This window comes from Vibrio sp. FF145 (genome assembly GCF_041439075.1).
Taxonomy (GTDB): domain Bacteria; phylum Pseudomonadota; class Gammaproteobacteria; order Enterobacterales; family Vibrionaceae; genus Vibrio; species Vibrio tasmaniensis_A.
This window is the reverse complement of record NZ_JBGONH010000024.1, coordinates 18,917-38,796: the sequence shown is the minus strand read 5'-3', so window position 1 is coordinate 38,796 and position 19,880 is coordinate 18,917. Positions and strand designations below refer to the sequence as shown.

Annotated in this window: 19 protein-coding genes; 11 read left to right on the top strand and 8 right to left on the bottom strand. The window is 43.6% G+C overall.

What is annotated here, in order from left to right:
* The 3 genes from csdA to ACED42_RS10945 form a co-directional block, all read right to left on the bottom strand.
* On the bottom strand, window positions 1-1,209 hold a 1,209-nt coding region (gene csdA / locus ACED42_RS10955; protein WP_371702542.1), incomplete at its 3' end, for a cysteine desulfurase CsdA.
* Between the two features lie 87 nt (window positions 1,210-1,296).
* Window positions 1,297-2,190 (bottom strand): 2-dehydropantoate 2-reductase, encoded by an 894-nt coding sequence (gene panE / locus ACED42_RS10950; protein WP_371702540.1) that lies wholly within the window; start codon window positions 2,188-2,190, stop codon window positions 1,297-1,299.
* A gap of 110 nt (window positions 2,191-2,300) precedes the next feature.
* A complete protein-coding gene (locus ACED42_RS10945; RefSeq protein WP_371702538.1) occupies window positions 2,301-3,158 on the bottom strand; it encodes an outer membrane protein OmpK in 858 nt (285 codons plus the stop codon).
* 583 nt (window positions 3,159-3,741) lie between these two features.
* On the opposite strand from ACED42_RS10945, the gene ACED42_RS10940 reads away from it, so the two are divergent.
* A complete protein-coding gene (locus ACED42_RS10940) occupies window positions 3,742-5,088 on the top strand; it encodes a DUF4397 domain-containing protein (RefSeq protein ID WP_371702536.1) in 1,347 nt (448 codons plus the stop codon).
* 105 nt (window positions 5,089-5,193) lie between these two features.
* On the opposite strand, the gene ACED42_RS10935 is transcribed toward ACED42_RS10940, so the two are convergent.
* From ACED42_RS10935 to ACED42_RS10920, 4 genes are all read right to left on the bottom strand, one after another.
* On the bottom strand, window positions 5,194-6,552 hold the full coding sequence (locus tag ACED42_RS10935) for an MFS transporter (RefSeq protein ID WP_371702534.1): 1,359 nt from the start codon (window positions 6,550-6,552) through the stop codon (window positions 5,194-5,196).
* 51 nt (window positions 6,553-6,603) lie between these two features.
* Complete coding sequence (locus ACED42_RS10930) at window positions 6,604-7,152, bottom strand: peptidylprolyl isomerase (RefSeq protein WP_009848367.1); 549 nt, start codon at window positions 7,150-7,152, stop codon at window positions 6,604-6,606.
* Window positions 7,152-7,721: a YajG family lipoprotein gene (locus tag ACED42_RS10925; RefSeq protein WP_017101905.1), complete on the bottom strand. Its 570-nt coding sequence runs from the start codon at window positions 7,719-7,721 to the stop codon at window positions 7,152-7,154. Before ACED42_RS10925 ends, ACED42_RS10930 begins: the two co-directional genes overlap by 1 nt.
* A gap of 66 nt (window positions 7,722-7,787) precedes the next feature.
* Window positions 7,788-8,939 (bottom strand): class I SAM-dependent methyltransferase, encoded by a 1,152-nt coding sequence (locus tag ACED42_RS10920; protein WP_012603366.1) that lies wholly within the window; start codon window positions 8,937-8,939, stop codon window positions 7,788-7,790.
* Window positions 8,940-9,113: 174 nt separating this feature from the next.
* Here ACED42_RS10920 and bolA point away from each other — a divergent pair, with 174 nt between their 5' ends.
* The 9 genes from bolA to nqrM all read left to right on the top strand — a co-directional run bounded on the left by bolA (window position 9,114) and on the right by nqrM (window position 17,231).
* A complete protein-coding gene (gene bolA / locus ACED42_RS10915) occupies window positions 9,114-9,422 on the top strand; it encodes a transcriptional regulator BolA (RefSeq protein WP_009848370.1) in 309 nt (102 codons plus the stop codon).
* A 519-nt stretch (window positions 9,423-9,941) separates the two neighbouring features.
* Entirely contained in the window at window positions 9,942-11,282 is a 1,341-nt protein-coding gene (locus ACED42_RS10910) for a Na(+)-translocating NADH-quinone reductase subunit A (RefSeq protein WP_009848371.1), read from the top strand.
* Between the two features lie 5 nt (window positions 11,283-11,287).
* Window positions 11,288-12,532, top strand: a complete 1,245-nt coding sequence (locus tag ACED42_RS10905; RefSeq protein ID WP_122054171.1) for an NADH:ubiquinone reductase (Na(+)-transporting) subunit B — start codon at window positions 11,288-11,290, stop codon at window positions 12,530-12,532.
* On the top strand, window positions 12,522-13,289 hold the full coding sequence (locus ACED42_RS10900; protein ID WP_371702532.1) for a Na(+)-translocating NADH-quinone reductase subunit C: 768 nt from the start codon (window positions 12,522-12,524) through the stop codon (window positions 13,287-13,289). Before ACED42_RS10905 ends, ACED42_RS10900 begins: the two co-directional genes overlap by 11 nt.
* Window positions 13,289-13,921: an NADH:ubiquinone reductase (Na(+)-transporting) subunit D gene (locus ACED42_RS10895; RefSeq protein WP_004735210.1), complete on the top strand. Its 633-nt coding sequence runs from the start codon at window positions 13,289-13,291 to the stop codon at window positions 13,919-13,921. The genes ACED42_RS10900 and ACED42_RS10895 overlap by 1 nt, the downstream gene beginning before the upstream one ends.
* A 7-nt stretch (window positions 13,922-13,928) precedes the next feature.
* Window positions 13,929-14,525, top strand: a complete 597-nt coding sequence (gene nqrE, locus ACED42_RS10890) for an NADH:ubiquinone reductase (Na(+)-transporting) subunit E (RefSeq protein WP_009848375.1) — start codon at window positions 13,929-13,931, stop codon at window positions 14,523-14,525.
* A 29-nt stretch (window positions 14,526-14,554) separates the two neighbouring features.
* Window positions 14,555-15,781: an NADH:ubiquinone reductase (Na(+)-transporting) subunit F gene (gene nqrF / locus ACED42_RS10885; RefSeq protein WP_009848376.1), complete on the top strand. Its 1,227-nt coding sequence runs from the start codon at window positions 14,555-14,557 to the stop codon at window positions 15,779-15,781.
* A gap of 174 nt (window positions 15,782-15,955) precedes the next feature.
* Entirely contained in the window at window positions 15,956-16,960 is a 1,005-nt protein-coding gene (locus tag ACED42_RS10880) for an FAD:protein FMN transferase (RefSeq protein WP_065678549.1), read from the top strand.
* Window positions 16,961-16,976: 16 nt separating this feature from the next.
* Window positions 16,977-17,231: a (Na+)-NQR maturation NqrM gene (gene nqrM, locus ACED42_RS10875; RefSeq protein ID WP_009848378.1), complete on the top strand. Its 255-nt coding sequence runs from the start codon at window positions 16,977-16,979 to the stop codon at window positions 17,229-17,231.
* Window positions 17,232-17,363: 132 nt separating this feature from the next.
* Here nqrM and ACED42_RS10870 read toward each other — a convergent pair whose 3' ends face one another.
* Entirely contained in the window at window positions 17,364-18,602 is a 1,239-nt protein-coding gene (locus ACED42_RS10870; protein ID WP_371702530.1) for a diguanylate cyclase, read from the bottom strand.
* A gap of 163 nt (window positions 18,603-18,765) precedes the next feature.
* Here ACED42_RS10870 and dinB point away from each other — a divergent pair, with 163 nt between their 5' ends.
* The gene (dinB, locus tag ACED42_RS10865; protein WP_371702529.1) at window positions 18,766-19,842 is read left to right on the top strand and encodes a DNA polymerase IV; all 1,077 of its coding nucleotides are present in this window, start codon (window positions 18,766-18,768) and stop codon (window positions 19,840-19,842) included.
* Window positions 19,843-19,880 lie beyond the last annotated feature (38 nt).

Sequence of the window (19,880 nt, the reverse complement as noted above, 5' to 3'; positions counted from 1 at the left end):
CAGCATATCAACGGCTTTTTCTATCGCCGCTACGAGCTTTTCAACATCATCTAGATTGTTATAAATACCAAATGAAATACGAACCGTTCCTTTCACATTAAGTGCATCCATTAATGGGTGAGCACAGTGGTGTCCAGCACGTACTGCGATACCTTGCTGATCCAGCAGAGTAGCAATATCTTGATGGTGAACACCGTCCATCACAAAAGTAATCACACTCGCGTTGGGTTGATAACCCAATACCTGAATATCATCCAGTTTACTGAGTGCAAGATAAGTCTCGTGCTGTAGCTGGTGGATATGATTTTCGACATCTCGCTGAGCAAAACCACTTAACCATTCTATTGCGGTACTTAATGCTATCGCTCCCGCTACATTTGGCGTGCCCGCTTCAAACTTCCCCGGCAGTTCAGAAAATGTAGTGCCAGAGAAAGACACGCGCTCAACCATTTTGCCACCGCCATGCCAAGGGGGCATCGCTTGGAGCAATTCTAGCTTGCCGTAAAGTACACCGATGCCTGCAGGGGCGTAGAGCTTGTGTCCTGAGAAAACGTAGAAATCCGCCCCTAAAGCAGCAACATCAACGGGCTCATGAACGATACCTTGCGCGCCATCGACCACAACAATCGCATTCTTCTTGTGGGCTTTCTCGATAACTTGTTTAATGGGCTGGCGAGAACCCGTAACATTGGTTATCTGAGCCAGAGCAACAATCTTAGTTCGTTCATTCAAAAGGGCGTCAAACGCAACAACGTCAAAGTCACAATCTGATGTCATTGGTACTTTCACGACTTTAGCACCCGTTTGTTCAGCCACAATTTGCCAAGGCACGATGTTGGCGTGATGTTCCATTTCACTGACTAAGATCTCATCGCCAGGTTGAAGCGTGCTTCTTGCGTAAGTTTGTGCGATCAGGTTAAGTGCTTCGGTTGCGCCGCGAGTCCAAATAATCTCTTTTGAAGAGCTTGCGCCGATAAACTGAGCGACCTTATCTCTGGCGGCTTCAAATTGACTGGTCGCGTTGGCTGTTAAGCTATGACTACCACGGTGAACATTGGCATTTTGTTTGGAGTAGTATTGGCTAATGGCATCAATAACCACCTGAGGTTTTTGTGTCGTTGCCGCGCTGTCTAAATAAATCAACGGTTGTTGATTGATGGTTTGTGATAGCGCAGGAAACTGCTCTCGGATGTGATTGATATCAAGCATCTATTCTTACCTAAAATCTTGGAAATTGTTGCTAGCGTTATGCTGAGCGGTATCGTTATTTTATCGCGACTTGTTAATCGTTGCTGACTAATCTTGATGATTCCAGCTATTTTCTCGTTCTTTAACCTGCGTAAACAGCTTTTGGTTAACAGGAACTTCTATCTGATGTTTGAGTGCTGTCTTTATTAGGTGTCCGGTAATGAAGTCGATCTCTGTCTTACGTTGGTAAAACATATCTTGCTTCATGGATGAATTGTTTTTTGCTGTCGCTTGAATAACGTGTTTTACGCTTGTTTCTAATTTGTCGAATGAACAATTAATGCCTTCCGCCTGCATCACTTGCGTGAGTTCTTTAACTATAGAACTCAGAACTTCGTTAAACCTTTGGTCAGCAAGCTCTCCATTTTTGATTTGTTCCAGCCCAGTCAGTGGGTTGATCGCACAATTGATGGCGAGTTTAGCCCACAGCGCCGTTGTTATTTCTGGATTCCAATTTACGCTCGGTAGGGCGTGTTCCAACACATCAACCAAAAAAGTGCACTGTTGACCCTTGAGGTTAAAAGCACCCAATTGAGTTTGGCCGATTCCTGTGTGAGATACACTATTACGATCAGGTTTGAATGCAGCTTGGGTCGTGGTTGCCAATACTATCGGGTGAGCATCAATTTGAGTTGCTATCTGAGCGACCGCCCCCATACCGTTGTGCATGAACATGAGAATGGTGTCAGAGTCTAGATACTGAAGTAACGGAGTGGTGGCTTCTTCTACTTGCCAAGCTTTGACTGTGAAGATCACTAAATCGCTCGCTGATAGCTTTTCGATATTGTTGTTACTGAAGGAAAGTGAAGCTTGTCCATCAAGTGATAAGTCAATTGAGTGATCCGTGGAACGACTCCACAAAGCCACATTATGACCAGCTTGAAGCAGTTTTATTGCCCATAAAGAGCCGATAGCCCCAGGGCCAACAATAGTGATGTTCACAGCAATACCGATATAAAAAAGTGGTGCTGCAAGGATAGCGAGGCATTAAATGAAAGCAATAAAAAATGGCACCCGAGGGTGCCATTTTGGAAACTTTCTTAGAAGTTTGATTAGAACTTGTAAGTTACTGCAACGTAGTGACCTACGCCAGAAGATTCAGCTTTTGAAGCTGAGTTCCATGGAAGACCTTCACCGTCAGCAAAACCGTATACATCGCTGTAAAGTTTTAGGCCGTAACCAACTGCGAACTGATCAGAGTGCCAGTAAAGACCATTGAACATTGCGCCGCCATGGCTTGATGTTGCGTAACCTTTGCCTTCATCCATCCCGAATTGGTAATCGATGTAACCTTGGTAAGAGATAAAAGAACCGTTCTCGAAGAAGTGGAATGGTTTGAACCAGTTAGTAGAGAGTTGGAAGCCGTTCCAATCTTTCTTGTTTGAATCGTATGTTCCGTAAAGGTTTAATCCCATTTTACCGAACCATGGAACCATTACATCAGAACCAAGACCAATTTTTTGAGTATTTACACCAGGACTACCATCAATACAGCCTGTAGAGTTACAGTTAGTAGCGCCACCTCCGCCCCATTCCATAAGCGTAGCAACGTAAAGTTCTTGTACTGGACCAAAAGAAAGATCAGTGCCAGTTAGGCCATCGATAGACATACGAGGCGCAAATTTCATGAACATCTTTTCAGATTTTGCTTTATCGCTGCTTGAGTCTGACGTCAGGTTAAATACATCAACGTAGCCGTAAAGATCGAAAATACCATTGCGACCACCAAATTCCATCTCTAGGTAATCATGAGTCGACTCAGAAACACCTTTTTCATTAAAAGCACCCATCAAGTTAAATTGTAGGAACTTGTAATCGTTCTTGTGGATGTCGCCGTCAGAATAATCAGCCGCCATTACTGGAGCAGAAGCTGCTGCAAGTAGGCCAAGAGTTAAAAGTGATTTACGCATAATGGAACTCTCTATGTTTGAAATAAGTAACCCGCTAATCCGTGCGTGTTTATATGTCCGAATGCCGAGCATAATAGCGATTTTGTTCTCAAATAAAAGTGAGACAGAGTGAAAACTATGATTATTATGGTGAGCATGATCACACTAACGATCTAAATGATGGAACTTTAATGTTGCTATGCATCTTGATGAATCCCTACTTCTATTGATTTTGTGAAATTCGATTATTTTGTGTATAAATTGGTGAAATACCGCTCTAAGCAAACGATTCTACCAAAAATCGTGACATGCATATCAAAATCAACAGTATTTCTTTCTAAGCGTTTTCTCGTAAAAAACACCTCACTTAGCGAACGTTTCGATCCTGCCTTTGATCCATTTCCAAGCAACTCCGTACTGAAGTTTGAATCAATTGATGAACAATTCATGTGATGATTAACCTGACTTTTAACTCTGGTTGTTTTTTCATCGCTGACAATATTGAGACCGTTCATTGCACCAATTTTGAGGCAACATTTAAAGATCTGCTCTTGAGCTTATCTGCTGTGTGACGAACTGGTCGAACTTTTTGGAGAGAAGACCAATGAAATATTCACCTATACTCGCTGTAGCGTTGTCAGCCCTGTTCATTGTAGGGTGTAATGATGACGATCAACCAACAACCCAGCTGCAAGCTGTTCACGCATCGCCAGATGCTCCACTAGCTAATGTGTTAGTTAATAGTCAGGCTCGTTGGACTGGGGTTGATTATGCTCAGGCATCTGGATATACCTCGGTCAATCAAGGCCAGACAACTCTACAGGTCGATGTTCAACTCCCTGGAGATGGTGTGGCGACAGTGATTCCGCCAAGCCAGTTCGATTTAAGCGGTGATTTAGATTACACGGTGATGGTGGTCGGTGATGCTGACGGTTCCAACAACCCAGTTGAGGCTCTCGTTGTGACACGACCTGCAGCAGGCACGGCGACGAGTTCGAGTTTGGATGTGCAAGTTGTTCACGCGGCAACTGGAGTTGGTGATGTGAATCTATACGTTACAGCACCGAATGATCCTCTAGGCGCACCGATTGGAACTTTGGGATACAAAGGATTTACCGATGTGCTCAATATTCCTGCTGGTCAATATCGTGTGAGATTAGAAACCGTGAGTGGAAGTGCTATCGCGTTTGATTCAGGAGAGATCACTCTCCCTGCTGGTAGCGAGCTGACCATTGCAGCCGTGCCAAGAGCGGATTCAACCAGTACGTCTCCGGTGAAGCTGATGGTAATGGATGGCAAAAGTTCATCTATAATTTACGACATGGCAGAATCTGCAGAAGTGAGAGTAGGGCATTTAGTTGATAGTGCACCCTCTGTGGATGTGTTTGTAAACTCGGCTAAGTTTGCTCCTCTTGATGCTCTAATGTTTAAAAAAGTTCGTGGCTTCTTAGATTTGGCGGCAGGCAGTTACGATATCGATATTTATGAAACAGCAACCACCTCTCCAACATTCATTGATGTTGACGGTTTAGCGGTGTTTGCCGGAATGGATTACAGCATCTATGCCGTGGGGACGGTAAGTCCTCTCAATTTGGAAGCGCTAGTTGTTCCAGAAAATCGACGCTCTGTTGCAACCAGTGCAGTATTGAACATTACTCATGCTGCAGCTAATCCAATTGCAGCTTCGGTTGATATTTATTTAACCGAGAACGTGGGAATTTCTGGAAGTACTCCTGCGTTGAGTAATGTGAAATTCAAAGATTTCGCGAATGGTATTTATGTAGCTGCGGGAACTTACTATGTGACGATTACGGTGGCTGGCGATCCATCTACTGTTGCTATTGACTCCGCGCCTGCGACCTTAGTTAACGGTGTTGTGTATCAAGTAGTGGCGATTGATGATTCGATGGGAACGGGATTTAACTTAATAGTAAGTGAAACCACAGATTAATCCGTTAAGCGTCTGCAAATAGAAAATAGAAAATAGAAAATAGAAAATAGAAAAGAGAAGAGGGTAGCTCAATGCTCCCCTCTTCTCTTTTGCTTTTTTTTTCTTTTATTCGTGGTTGTTTTTCGCTTTTTCTAATAAATCAGTGAAAAAGTGGCGTAACGAATAGAGCATGATCAAACTCGGAATCACCATTAATGACGTCAGTATAAAGAAGGTTGACCAATCATTGAGGTAATCGACGAGCTCGCCACTGAATGAAGCCAGTGTTGTTCTACCGAAATTGCCTAAGGATGCTAATAAGGCATATTGCGTCGCTGAGAAAGCTTGGCCAGTCAGTAAGGTTAAGAAAGAGACAAATGCTACCGTCGAAAAGGCGGTTGTGAAGTTGTCGACAATGATAGTTGCCAAGAACAGAGTTTCACTAGGGCCTGCCTGAGCGATCCACGCAAACATTAGGTTGCTGGCTGCCATTGCGATGCCACCAATCATTAGTCCGCGTACAATACCGAATTTCACATTGAAGATACTGCCGAGCAAGGTGAAGAATATCGTCGCGCCCCAACCGATTAACTTAGAATAGTGGCCAATCTGTTCATTGCTAAAGCCTATCTCTTTATAGAAGGTGATAGACATTCTACCCAAGAAGGCTTCACCTATCTTAAATAGGAACACAAACAGTAGAAGGGTGATGGCAACTTGAACTCCGTTTCGTTTGAAGAAATCATAAAACGGTTCTAGCACTGTAACGCTGAACCAAGCGACGACTTTTGAACCCACAACTCTGTTGTGACGTTGTTGTGCTTGCTCTTGTAATGCTTCACGTTGTGTATTGGGTTCTCCGACAAAAAGAGTAAACAGCATTAACACGACAACTACACCAGCCATGCCGTAATACACACCATTCCAACCGATTGAGTCAGCATTGATAAAAGCAAGATAACCTGGAAGAGAATAGCCAGTCCACCATCCCATCACGGCCATTGCGGATGCTTGTGGCAACTTTGATGCTTCCGATTTTGGAAATGAATCAATACGGAAGGCATCTATTGCGACATCTTGAGTTGCTGAGGCGATAGCTATTCCGAGAGCAAGCATAGAGGTGAACATCAAGTCATTGGCTGGGTTTACTCCAGCAATGAACAGGGTACAGATCAATACCAAGCTTTGGCACAAGAATATCCAACTGCGTCGTTGGCCTAATATCGCGTGTAAAACTGGCAGTTTGACTCGGTCTACCAACGGTGCCCATAAAAAGTTAATAGCATAGACAGCAAACACACTGCCGAAATAACCGATCGCAGCACGAGTTAAACCGGCATCTTTTAGCCAACCAGACATGTTGGATCCAATCAGAACCCATGGGAAGCCACTCGAACAACCGAGCATAAACACCCAAAGTAGACGTTTGTCTAAGTAGCTGCGGAAAGTTTGCATCCAAGAAATAGAGGGGGTGCCTGATGACATGGGGCGTCCTTGTATAGAAAACGCCCTTAAGAATAAGGGCGTTACATTGGATTACTTAAGAAGGGTCACTTTAGTGATGACGATTGGGTCGACAGGAATGTCTGACATGCGGCCCATTCGCTTGGTTGGAATTGTTGCCATCTTCTGAACAACGTCAAAACCATCGGTTACTTTACCAAACACAGCGTAACCAGGATTACCGCCTTTCGCGTTTAAGAAATCGTTGTCTGCAAAGTTAATGAAGAACTGGCGAGTTGCAGAATCTGGTGCATTGGTGCGAGCCATTGCGATCGTTGCAGTATCATTCTTCAGGCCATTGCTGCCTTCATTTTTGATAGGCGCATAAGTTGCTAATTGCTTCATATCTTGATCGAAGCCACCACCCTGAGCCATAAAGCCCGGGATCACACGGTGAAACTGAGTGCCTTCGTAGCTACCGTCTGCAACATATTTCAGAAAGTTATCAACACTAACCGGTGCTTGCTCTTGGTTTAGCTCGATAGTGAAGCCGCCTAATGTTGTTTCTACGTTCACTTTAGGACCAGCCCAAACGCTCACGCTCACCAGCATCAATGCGATAGAAGATAGAATGCGCCCCATTAGAAACGTTCCTTCATGTAAGTTTGCAGCTCTTGGTCATTGGCAATCTCTTTAAGAACTAAGTCGATAACATCGTTTAGTACCATTGCGATATCGTCATTTGATGCACTTAATGCACCTGTGCGAGTTGCTGTACCATTGAATGTCTTAACTAGCTTGCCTTCAGGCGTTTCAGCGGTTACTTCAAGAGTTACTTTACCATCCATTTGGTTTTCCATGATGGTGTGCTTGACGGTAACAAGCGCTTCTTGAATCTCTAAAACAATTGAGTTTTCACTGTTAACGCTTGCACGAAAACCTTGAGACTCCAATTGTTGAGCAATAGCGTTTTCTAGAGAAATACGCATGTTTTGCTTAGCGTGAATTGGCTGAATGTTTGAACGGCCACTATCAACCAATGCAACATATTGAGCGGCACGAACATCTTTACTGGTTAGTGTGTATGTTTTGCCTTGTACAAGGTTGCTTGAGCTTAGTGAAGCTTCTGGCATTACGTTGATCTGTTCTTTCTGAGGGGCTGAACATGCTGTCAAAGCCAAAATAGAAGCAGCCAAAATCAGTTTTTTCATTCCTTTATCCTTTCTAAATTCACACCAGGAGCTCGGTATCTTAAATTCTTGTGACGTCGTTTCTGCTTATTTATTAAAATTCGCAGGTTCTCTTGTTGCTTGTAATATCTCAAATTTCTGGTTCAGTTCAAGCGTTTCAACGTTTGCTTCACCAAATAGTCTTGCTAGTTTGACATCGTATCCGAGGTGTCGGTTACCAATAACAATTAATTTGCCTCCGTTGCTAAGAACATGCTTTGCATCACAGAACATTTGCCATGCAATGTGATCTGTAATCGCTTGTTGTTGGTGGAACGGAGGGTTACACATAACTAAGTAAGTGCTGTTTTTCTTAAAACCATCTAAACAGTTATTGGCGATGAACTGGAAATTACCTTCTTCGCCAAGGTTATCCTTAATATTTTGGCGCGCTGATTCCACTGCCATAAAGCTTTCATCAACACAGGTGATACGCGCTTGTGGGTTTAATTGCCCAGCTTTTACACTCAATACACCGTTGCCACAACCTAGATCGATAATATGACGCAGTTCAGGATCTTGAGGGATGTGCTCTAGCATATAGCGAGCACCTTGATCGAGTGCCTCGCCTGAGTAAACGTTCGGTAAATTTTTCAGGCGAATATCTTCACCGTCTACATCCCATTCAACAAAAGGTTCGACCGTTTGAATCGGCTGACAATTTGGTGAAGAGAAAACCAAGCGATGTTTCTTCTTCGCTAGAGAAGTTTTGGTTTCACCTAGGTACTTTTCGAAAATATTAAGTGTAGATGTGTGGATATCTTTTACTTTGTTTACACCGATGACTTGGCAGCCTTCTGGCAACGCTTGGCGTAGTTGGCTCAATTGCCATACTAGATGACGGTTTGTTTTCGGTAGTTGCATGATCACAAGATCGATACCGTGTGGGATATCATCCATCGTATTCAGGAAGTTCACACGGTTACTTTGATTGCGCTGCAAGTTTTTTAGCGCACCGCGATGAGAGATAAACGAGTCGCTCATCATGGTGACATCATGATCTTTAGAGAACCATGCCGACAGGGCACCAAAGCTATCGTTCATGATCAGGATGTGTTTGCCAGGTTCCAGATTCATCTCTTCAACGTGACTAATAATGTATTCGTCGCCCGCATCCCAAGCTTGAAGGGTTTCATTTGAACGGTTGGGGAAACGATGTAAGGTCAAAGTTCTATCGAGAAGAGTAAGTTCGGTTTTCATAGCTTGAGATACTTATGTAAGAAATAACAAAGATATTGTCTCAAATGCAGCCTGAACAAGATAGAAAAAACTCAACCAAACCTAAGTCGTTCGTTATGAAATACTCAGACAGTCGACCAGTTAGGGTTTATACTTCCCCCACAGATAATGCCAATACGTTATTAAGGAATCATAATGATCCAAGAAGTTATCGAAACAAAATTGCACAATGAGTTTTCACCAAGTCATTTAAACGTGGTCAATGAGAGCTACATGCACAATGTTCCGGCTGGTTCTGAGAGTCATTTTAAAGTGATTGTTGTCAGCGATGCGTTTGAAGGCTTGCGCCTTATTGGTCGTCATCGAGCGGTAAATAAAGCACTTTCAGAAGAGCTAGCGAATAATATTCACGCACTATCTATTCACACTTATACAAAAGATGAATGGATGAAGCAACTCGATAACGTGCCAGACAGCCCTATGTGTATGGGCGGTGGTAAGTAATAAAACTAACTGATAGAAGAGGTGGCGATGCTGCCTTTTTTATCGCCAGGCTGATGTGTTTTTAGGGTTTATATCACTCAAATTGATGTCAAATTAGGCGTCTTTAAATACCCACAATGAGTAATGTTTTTATTAACAGTGTTTCAACATAACTCGTAAAATATTAGTTTGTGACAGAGTATTAATCTCTTGTTTAAAACACGATTCAAAAGCCATTTTATCTGTGCGGCTCGTCAAATTTATACATATTTGAGAGTCCATATGCTTCAAATCTCACCAAATTAAGGCCGTATTCAAGTTATTGGTCATGGCATCAAGTTGTCAAAAAATGCTAGAATACGGCACCTGATAAATCTCACATAATCTTTGTGATGGGTTTATTAATGTAATGTTGCGATTTTGGTATCTCGAATTTACCAGAACCGGACACTGTAATGTCGTGTCTAAGGGCGATTTTAAAACGTCCCGAATTTACGCAATTAAAAGAATCTTTTTCCCGATAAAGTAGTGCAAGTGCGTATGATTACAATAAAGAAGGGTTTGGATCTTCCTATCGCAGGAACTCCATCCCAGGTGATTAATGATGGTAAGTCCATCACTAAAGTCGCCTTGCTTGGCGAAGAGTACGTTGGTATGCGTCCTACGATGCATGCTCGCGTTGGTGATGAAGTGAAGAAAGGCCAAGTTCTTTTTGCAGATAAAAAGAACCCAGGTGTTGTATTTACTTCTCCAGCAAGCGGTAAAGTTATTGAAGTGAACCGTGGTGCTAAGCGTGTTCTTCAATCAGTAGTGATTGAAGTAGCAGGCAATGAGCAAATCACGTTCAATAGCTATGAAGCTAACCAACTAGTAAGTCTTGACCGTGAAACGGTTAAAACTCAGTTAGTTGAGTCTGGCGCATGGACCGCTTTGCGAACTCGTCCGTTCAGCAAGGTTCCAGCAGTTGATTCTGAAACTCAGGCTATTTTCGTTACTGCTATGGATACTAATCCGCTAGCAGCTGAGCCAGAATTAATCATTAACGAGCAGTCTGATGCTTTCGTTGCTGGTTTAGATCTTCTTTCAACTCTGACTAACGGTAAAGTGTACGTTTGTAAAAAAGGTACTAGCTTACCTCGTTCAGCTCAGTCTAACGTTGAAGAACATGTTTTTGATGGCCCACACCCTGCAGGTCTTGCAGGCACGCATATGCATTACCTATATCCGGTAAATGCACAAAATGTAGCGTGGAGCATTAACTACCAAGATGTTATCGCATTCGGTAAGCTTTTCCTTACTGGTGAGATTTACTCTGAGCGTGTTGTTTCTCTGGCTGGTCCAGTGGTGAATAACCCACGTCTAGTTCGTACTCAAATTGGTGCTAGCCTTGAAGAGTTGACAGACAGCGAGTTAATGCCAGGCGAAGTTCGTGTGATTTCTGGTTCTGTACTTACGGGTACTGAAGCAACAGGTCCACATGCTTTCCTTGGTCGTTACCATCAACAAGTTTCTGTTCTACGTGAAGGTCGTGATAAAGAGCTATTCGGCTGGGCTATGCCTGGTAAGAACAAGTTCTCTGTTACTCGTTCATTCCTTGGTCACCTGTTTAAAGGTCAGTTGTTCAACATGACAACGACGACAAACGGTAGTGACCGCTCAATGGTTCCAATTGGTAACTACGAGCGCGTAATGCCTCTAGATATGGAACCTACATTGCTGCTTCGTGATCTATGTGCAGGCGACATTGATAGTGCTCAAGCACTTGGTGCGCTAGAACTAGACGAAGAAGATGTAGCATTGTGTACCTTTGTATGTCCAGGTAAGTACGAGTACGGTCAACTACTTCGTGAATGCCTAGATACGATTGAGAAGGAAGGGTAATTTTCATGGGCCTTAAAAAGTTTCTTGAAGACATCGAGCATCATTTTGAGCCAGGTGGTAAACACGAGAAGTGGTTTGCGCTTTACGAAGCAGCTGCGACAGTGTTTTACACGCCAGGTCTTATCACAAAGAAAAGCTCACACGTTCGTGATAGCGTTGATTTAAAACGTATCATGATCATGGTTTGGTTCGCGGTATTCCCAGCAATGTTCTGGGGTATGTACAACGCGGGTGGCCAAGCTATCGCGGCACTTAACCATATGTACGCAGGCGCTGAATTAGTTTCTGTTATCGATGGTAACTGGCACTACTGGCTAACCGAAATGCTTGGAGCCTCCTTAGGGCCCGATGCTGGTGTTGGCAGCAAGATGCTACTTGGTGCGACATACTTCCTACCTATCTACGCAACGGTATTCATCGTCGGTGGTTTCTGGGAAGTTCTGTTCTGTATGGTGCGTAAGCACGAAGTAAACGAAGGTTTCTTTGTTACTTCTATCTTATTTGCGCTTATCGTTCCGCCAACGCTTCCTCTATGGCAAGCAGCACTAGGTATTACCTTCGGTGTTGTTGTGGCGAAAGAGATCTTCGGTGGTACGGGTCGTAACTTCCTGAACCCTGCACTTGCTGGCCGTGCGTTCCTATTCTTTGCATACCCTGCACAGATTTCAGGTGACGTAGTTTGGACTGCTGCAGATGGTTTCTCTGGTGCAACTGCTCTTAGCCAATGGGCTCAAGGCGGCGGTAGCGCACTAATGAACGTGACATCAGGTGAAGCAATCACTTGGATGGACGCATTCATTGGTAACATCCCAGGTTCTATCGGTGAAGTATCAACTCTAGCACTTATGATCGGTGCAGCGATGATCGTTTACATGCGTATCGCTTCATGGCGCATCATTGCTGGTGTAATGATCGGTATGATTGCTGTGTCTACACTGTTCAACGTGATCGGTTCTGATACTAACGCAATGTTTAGCATGCCTTGGCATTGGCACCTAGTTCTAGGTGGTTTCGCATTCGGTATGTTCTTCATGGCGACTGACCCAGTATCAGCTTCATTTACCAATAAAGGTAAGTGGTGGTACGGCATCCTAATCGGCGCAATGTGTGTAATGATTCGTGTAGTTAACCCTGCATACCCAGAAGGCATGATGCTTGCGATTCTATTCGCAAACCTATTTGCTCCTCTGTTTGACCACGTTGTAATCGAGAAGAACATTAAGCGGAGACTAGCGCGCTATGGCAAGTAATAACGATAGCATTAAAAAGACGCTGTTTGTTGTTATCGCATTGAGCCTAGTGTGCTCAATCATCGTTTCAACAGCTGCAGTTGTTCTTAAACCTAAGCAGCAAGCTAACGCAGTTCTGGATCAGCAAACTAAGATCCTTGAAGTTGCGGGTATTGAGCTTGCAGGTGATATCCCAGCACTCTACGCAGAGAACATCGAACCTCGTCTAGTTGATTTCGCTACTGGCGATTTCGTTGACGGCGATGCTGCTGCATATGACCAACGTAAAGCGGCAAAAGATCCAGCTCAGTCAATCAAGCTTTCAGCTGAAAATGACATCGCTAAGATCATTCGTCGTGCTAACACGGGTACTGTATACCTAGTGAAAGATGGCGCTGAAACTTCTAAAGTTATCATCCCTGTTCACGGTAACGGTCTATGGTCAATGATGTACGCATTCGTTGCAGTAGAGACTGATGGCAACACAGTTTCTGGTATCACTTACTACGAGCAAGGTGAAACTCCTGGACTTGGTGGTGAAGTTGAGAACCCAACTTGGCGCGCTCAATTCGTTGGTAAGAAATTATTCGACGAAAACCACAAACCTGCTATTCAGGTTGTTAAAGGTGGCGCTCCTCAAGGTTCTGAGCACGGTGTAGATGGCCTTTCTGGTGCAACACTGACTAGCGTTGGTGTTCAACATACATTTGACTTCTGGTTAGGTGATATGGGCTTTGGTCCGTTCCTAGCAAAAGTTCGTGACGGAGGTCTGAACTAATGTCTAGTGCAAAAGAAATTAAAAAGAGCATCTTAGCGCCTGTGTTGGATAACAACCCAATCGCGCTACAGGTTCTTGGTGTGTGTTCTGCTCTTGCGGTAACCACTAAGCTAGAAACAGCATTTGTTATGACTATCGCGGTAATGTTCGTTACTGCTCTGTCTAACTTCTTCGTTTCTTTAATCCGTAACCACATTCCTAACAGTGTGCGTATCATCGTTCAGATGGCAATTATCGCATCATTAGTAATCGTGGTAGACCAAGTGCTTAAAGCATACCTATACGATATCTCTAAACAGCTATCTGTATTCGTTGGCCTAATCATTACTAACTGTATTGTAATGGGTCGTGCTGAAGCATTCGCAATGAAGTCTGCGCCAATCCCATCGTTTATCGACGGTCTTGGTAACGGTCTTGGTTACGGTTTCGTTCTTATCACTGTTGGTTTCTTCCGTGAGCTTCTAGGCTCTGGCAAACTATTTGGTATGGAAGTACTACCTCTAGTGAGCAACGGTGGTTGGTATCAGCCAAACGGCTTGATGCTTCTAGCACCTTCAGCATTCTTCCTAATTGGTTTCTTGATTTGGGCAATTCGTGTGTTCAAACCAGAACAAGTAGAAGCGAAGGGGTAAGGTAGTCATGGAACATTATATTAGTCTGCTAGTTAAATCGATTTTCATCGAAAACATGGCGCTTTCTTTCTTCCTAGGTATGTGTACGTTCCTAGCGGTATCTAAGAAAGTTAAAACTTCTTTTGGTCTTGGTGTTGCGGTAGTTGTAGTACTTACAATTGCTGTTCCTGTAAACAACCTTGTTTACACACACATCCTGAAAGAAAACGCGCTTGTTGAAGGTGTCGATTTAAGTTTCCTTAACTTCATCGCATTCATCGGTGTTATCGCGGCACTTGTACAAATCCTAGAGATGGTTTTAGACCGTTTCTTCCCACCTTTGTACAACGCACTAGGTATCTTCCTTCCACTGATCACAGTTAACTGTGCAATCTTTGGTGGTGTATCTTTCATGGTAACTCGTGACTACAACTTTGCTGAATCTGTTGTTTACGGCTTCGGTTCTGGTGTGGGTTGGATGTTAGCTATCGTTGCTCTTGCGGGTATCCGTGAGAAGATGAAGTACTCTGACGTACCTCCAGGTCTTCGTGGCCTTGGTATCACGTTCATTACTGTTGGTCTGATGGCGTTAGGCTTTATGTCTTTCTCTGGTGTTCAACTGTAGGGTAAGCACCCAGTAATAAGGAATAACAAATGCAAAGCATTATTCTTGGCGTAGCGATGTTTACCATTATTGTATTGGCTCTAGTACTAGTGATTCTTTTCGCTAAGTCTAAGCTAGTACCATCAGGTGACATCACTATTGCTGTAAACGGCGACCCTGAAAAGGCGATCGTTACTCAGCCTGGTAGCAAGCTACTTGGTGCCCTAGCTGGCGCTGGTATCTTCGTATCTTCTGCTTGTGGTGGCGGTGGCTCTTGTGGTCAGTGTCGTGTAAAAGTTAAGTCTGGTGGTGGCGACATCCTTCCAACTGAACTTGATCACATCACAAAAGGTGAAGCTCGCGAAGGCGAACGTCTTGCATGTCAAGTTGCTATGAAAACTGACATGGAGATTGAACTAGACGAAGATATCTTTGGTGTGAAGAAGTGGGAATGTACTGTTATCTCTAACGATAACGAAGCTACTTTCATCAAAGAATTGGCTCTAGCTATCCCTGAAGGTGAAGAAGTTCCGTTCCGCGCGGGTGGTTACATTCAGATTGAAGCTGAACCACATCACGTGAAATACGCAGATTACGATATTCCTGAGGAATACCGTGGTGACTGGGATAAGTTCAACTTGTTCCGTTACGAGTCTATCGTTAAAGAGCATTCGATCCGTGCTTACTCTATGGCTTCATACCCAGAAGAGAAAGGCATCATCAAGCTTAACGTGCGTATCGCAACTCCGCCGCCAAACAACCCTGACGTAGCTCCTGGTGTGATGTCTTCATACATCTGGTCTCTTAAAGAAGGCGACAAATGTACTATTTCTGGTCCATTTGGTGAGTTCTTTGCTAAAGACACAGACAATGAAATGGTATTCATCGGTGGTGGTGCAGGTATGGCGCCAATGCGTTCACATATCTTCGACCAACTTAAGCGTCTTAACTCTACTCGTAAGATGTCTTACTGGTACGGTGCTCGTTCTAAGCGTGAGATGTTCTACATTGAAGACTTCGACGGCCTAGCGGCTGCAAACGAAAACTTCGTGTGGCATTGTGCTCTGTCTGATCCTCAACCTGAGGACAACTGGGACGGTTACACTGGTTTCATCCACAACGTATTGTACGAAAACTACCTGAAGGATCACGAAGCTCCTGAAGACTGTGAGTACTACATGTGTGGTCCACCAATGATGAACGCGGCTGTGATCGGCATGCTGAAAGATCTTGGTGTAGAAGATGAAAACATCCTACTAGATGACTTCGGTGGTTAATCCATTTAAGTGATTGATATTATGGCTGACTCTTACGAGTCAGCCATTTGTTTTTCTAAGACTACTCGTGACAACAAACTGGCTTATATAAGAAAGAGTAAGGCATTTAAAATACCTATTTTTCACTCTTATTTTTCCTTATATAAATCCTCAACATTAGACAGGAGTAAGCAAGTGAGAATTTGGCTTGTTGCATTAACTTCTTTAATTTTTCTTGCGGGCTGTGAGCAGGCAAGAGAGCAAGTACATTTAAGTGGTCCGACAATGGGGACCAGTTATAACATTAAGTACATCAATGGCGATGAATTTCCTGAGTCTAAAGAAGTTCATACCGAGATCGATCGTCTACTTGAAGAAGTAAATGATCAAATGTCGACTTACCGTGAAGATTCAGAGCTGAGCCGTTTCAACCAACACAAAGGTGCGGACGCATTCGAAGTGTCTGAACAAACCGCTATCGTTGTGAAAGAAGCGATTCGTTTGAACGGTCTTACTGAAGGTGCGTTGGATGTGACGGTTGGTCCATTAGTTAACTTGTGGGGTTTTGGTCCAGAAGCGCGTCCTGAAGTGGTTCCATCAGACGAAGAGCTTGCGGCTCGTAAGGCTAAGGTTGGTATTCACCACTTAAGCGTTGAAGGTAATAAGCTAAGCAAAGATTTGCCTAACTTGTATGTTGACCTTTCGACCATTGCAAAAGGTTGGGGCGTGGATGTCGTTGCTGACTACCTCGATTCAATTGGCATTCATAACTACATGGTAGAAGTGGGCGGTGAAATCCGTTTGAAGGGCTTAAACCGTGAAAGTGTGGGTTGGCGTATCGCCATCGAGAAGCCAAGTGTTGACGAGCGCAACATTCAAGAGATCATCGAGCCTGGTGATATGGCGATCGCAACGTCTGGCGACTACCGAAACTATTTTGAGCGTGATGGTGTTCGTTATTCACACATCATCAACCCAGAAACAGGTAAGCCGCTTCATCATAAAGTGGTTTCTGTAACCGTTTTAAATCCGTCTTCAATGACTGCAGACGGTTTATCTACTGGCCTTATGGTCTTAGGTGAAGAAAAAGGACTGGAAGTCGCAAACCAACATAACATCCCAGTGTTCATGGTGGTAAAAACAGCTGATGGCTTTAAAGAAATTGCTTCAGAAGCATTTAAGCCATACTTAGGTAAATAAGGTAAGCGAGATAATTATGAATACATTTCTGATTACATTTGGTGTTTTTCTTGCAGTAATCGCAGCGATGTCAATTGGCTATATTATCCAAAAGAAAGTTGTGAAAGGTAGCTGTGGTGGCTTAGGTGCTGTTGGTATTGATAAAGTATGTAACTGCCCTGAACCTTGTGATGCGCGTAAAAAACGTGAAGCACGTGAAGCATACCGTGAAGAGAAATTGGCAGAACGTCAACAAAAAGAAGCGGCTTGGAGTAAAGACCGTATCGCTTAATTGGTGACAGTCATAGGGGAATAGAGTTATCTATGCCCTTAGAATAAGAAGCTCAAGATTATCGTCTTGAGCTTTTTTTGTTTGAGTGAACTGTCTATTTTGGAATGCTGAAACGGAAACAAAAACGAATTTCTAGTGGTCGATTTGCATGTTATTACGCGTAAAGACCAGTTGGTTCCTACCTTGTTCTTTTGCCGTATAAAGCAGTTCGTCCGCGGCTTTTATTTGCTCATCCAAACTGCCAACTAAGTCGCTTAACCCGATACTTATGCTGACTTTAATCCGTTGTGAGTCATGAATAACTTCTTGGTTTTGTATCGCAATCCTCATTGATTCTAGCGTGTCGACAAATTCTTCAAATGGTCTGCACGATTGAATGCAGAACTCTTCACCGCCGAAACGAACGGCGACATCATCTTTAAAATGATTTTTGATGATCTTTCCGACCTCAATGAGTACTGCATCGCCACCATCATGACCGTAGGTATCATTCACCTTTTTAAAGAAGTCTATATCCATCATGGCGATGCTGCGATGTTCGCAGCCTTTACATGTTTGATTGAATAGATAACGACGGTTCCAAAGCCCGGTCAGAGCATCTTCATTTGCATGACGAAATAGTTCATTGGTGGCCTCTTTCATATCGAGTAGCTGATGAATACGGCAGAAAAACTCTTCTTGGTTAAATGGCTTGTAAAGGAAGTCGTTGGCACCAGCCTTAAGGAAACGAGCTGTCATGGTTCGGTCGTCACTGCCAGATAGCCCAAGAATAGCGAGTTGATTACGATCATGGTGTACTCGAATGTCACGGGTCATCGAAATGCCATCTTTGTTTGGCATGTCATGATCGGTAACGACGAAAGTGATGTCGGGGTCGTTTTGGAGAAGCTCTAGTGCTTGTTCGCCATCTTCCGCTTGAATCGTTTGAATATATTGGTGCTCAAGAAGTTGCACTACATATCGACGAACCACAGCAGAATCATCAACAACCAAGGCTTTATGATATCGGTTATTTGAGATTCGATTAACCAGAGGAAGCAAATAACTGACTGATGACATGCTGTCTTTGAGGATGTAATCAATCACACCCTTCGCGAGTACTTGTTCTCGAAGTGTGTTGTTGAACATGCCGGTTAGGACTATGATTTTTTGTTGATAGCCGAGTACCAAATCAATGATCTCGCCATCTTGACCATCGGGTAAGCAGTAATCGAGCACCGCGCACAAGAAATCCGTATCTTGTTCTAAGATAGCTTTAGCTTCAGCCACTGATTCAGCCAGCGCAACCTCATAGCCATCATTTTTAAATTGCTGGTACAGGTAGTTTCTGAATGCACGACTATCTTCGACTACTAGTATTTTATCACTCAAAAGTTATCCCTACTTATAGGTTAAATACTCTCTAACAATACTATCAGAATAGTAAGTGGCTAATGAAGTTAAAGCTATTTAGCTGGGCTCCAGATCATTTTAAATCTGAGAATAATTGATTATACTGTTTATAAATACAGTTGTAAGGTTGGGTTATTCCTAGATGTGTAGTGCGAGTGAAGAGAAAGTAAGAAAGATAATCCACGTTGATATGGACTGTTTTTACGCAGCTGTTGAAATGAGAGATAATCCTGCTTACCGAAATCGACCACTTGCAGTTGGGGGGCATGAAAAGCAGCGTGGCGTTTTGAGTACCTGTAATTACGAAGCTCGCAAGTTTGGTATTCGTTCTGCAATGCCGACGGGAAAGGCGCTGCAGCTTTGTCCCAATCTGTTGGTTGTTCCTGGGAGGATGTCGGTCTACGTCGAGATATCGAAAAAGATTCGCGAGATTTTTTCTCGATATACATCCATCATTGAACCTCTGTCTTTAGATGAAGCTTTTCTTGATGTCACGGATTCGACGCTGTGTCGTGGCTCGGCAACACTGATTGCCGAAGCAATTCGTCGCGATATCTGGAATGAACTTAACCTGACCGCTTCTGCTGGTATTGCGCCGATTAAATTTTTGGCGAAGGTGGCCTCGGATCTGAATAAGCCCAATGGTCAGTTTGTAATACCTCCACAAGACGTACAATCAGTGATAGATGAATTGCCACTCGAAAAAATCCCAGGCGTTGGCAAGGTCAGTATTGAAAAGCTCCATCAAGCTGGCTTCTTTACTTGTAAGGACATTAAGGAATCTGACTATCGAGATCTATTGCTCAGGTTTGGCCGTCAAGGTGCATCACTCTGGAAGCGCAGTCATGGTATTGATGACAGAGAAGTTATTATTGAGCGTGAACGAAAATCGGTAGGCGTGGAGCGAACTTTTACTCAGAATATTTCTACTTACGCAGAATGTTGGCAGGTAATTGAAGACAAGCTTTTTCCTGAGCTTGAAGCACGTCTAGAGAAAGCTAGCCCAAGTAAAGCTATCATCAAGCAGGGCATTAAGCTCAAGTTTGCCGACTTCCAGCAAACCACTATTGAGCACATACACGCCTCTCTCGATCTAGAGCACTTTAAAGAACTGTTGAGTGAGATACTTAAAAGGCAGCAAGGGCGAGAAATACGCCTGCTTGGTTTAAGCGTAATGCTACAACCCAAAGACCAGATGCGTCAGTTGAGTTTCTTTTAGGCTGTCTAGTTTGGAGGGGAATCCGAATAGAGGGGCGT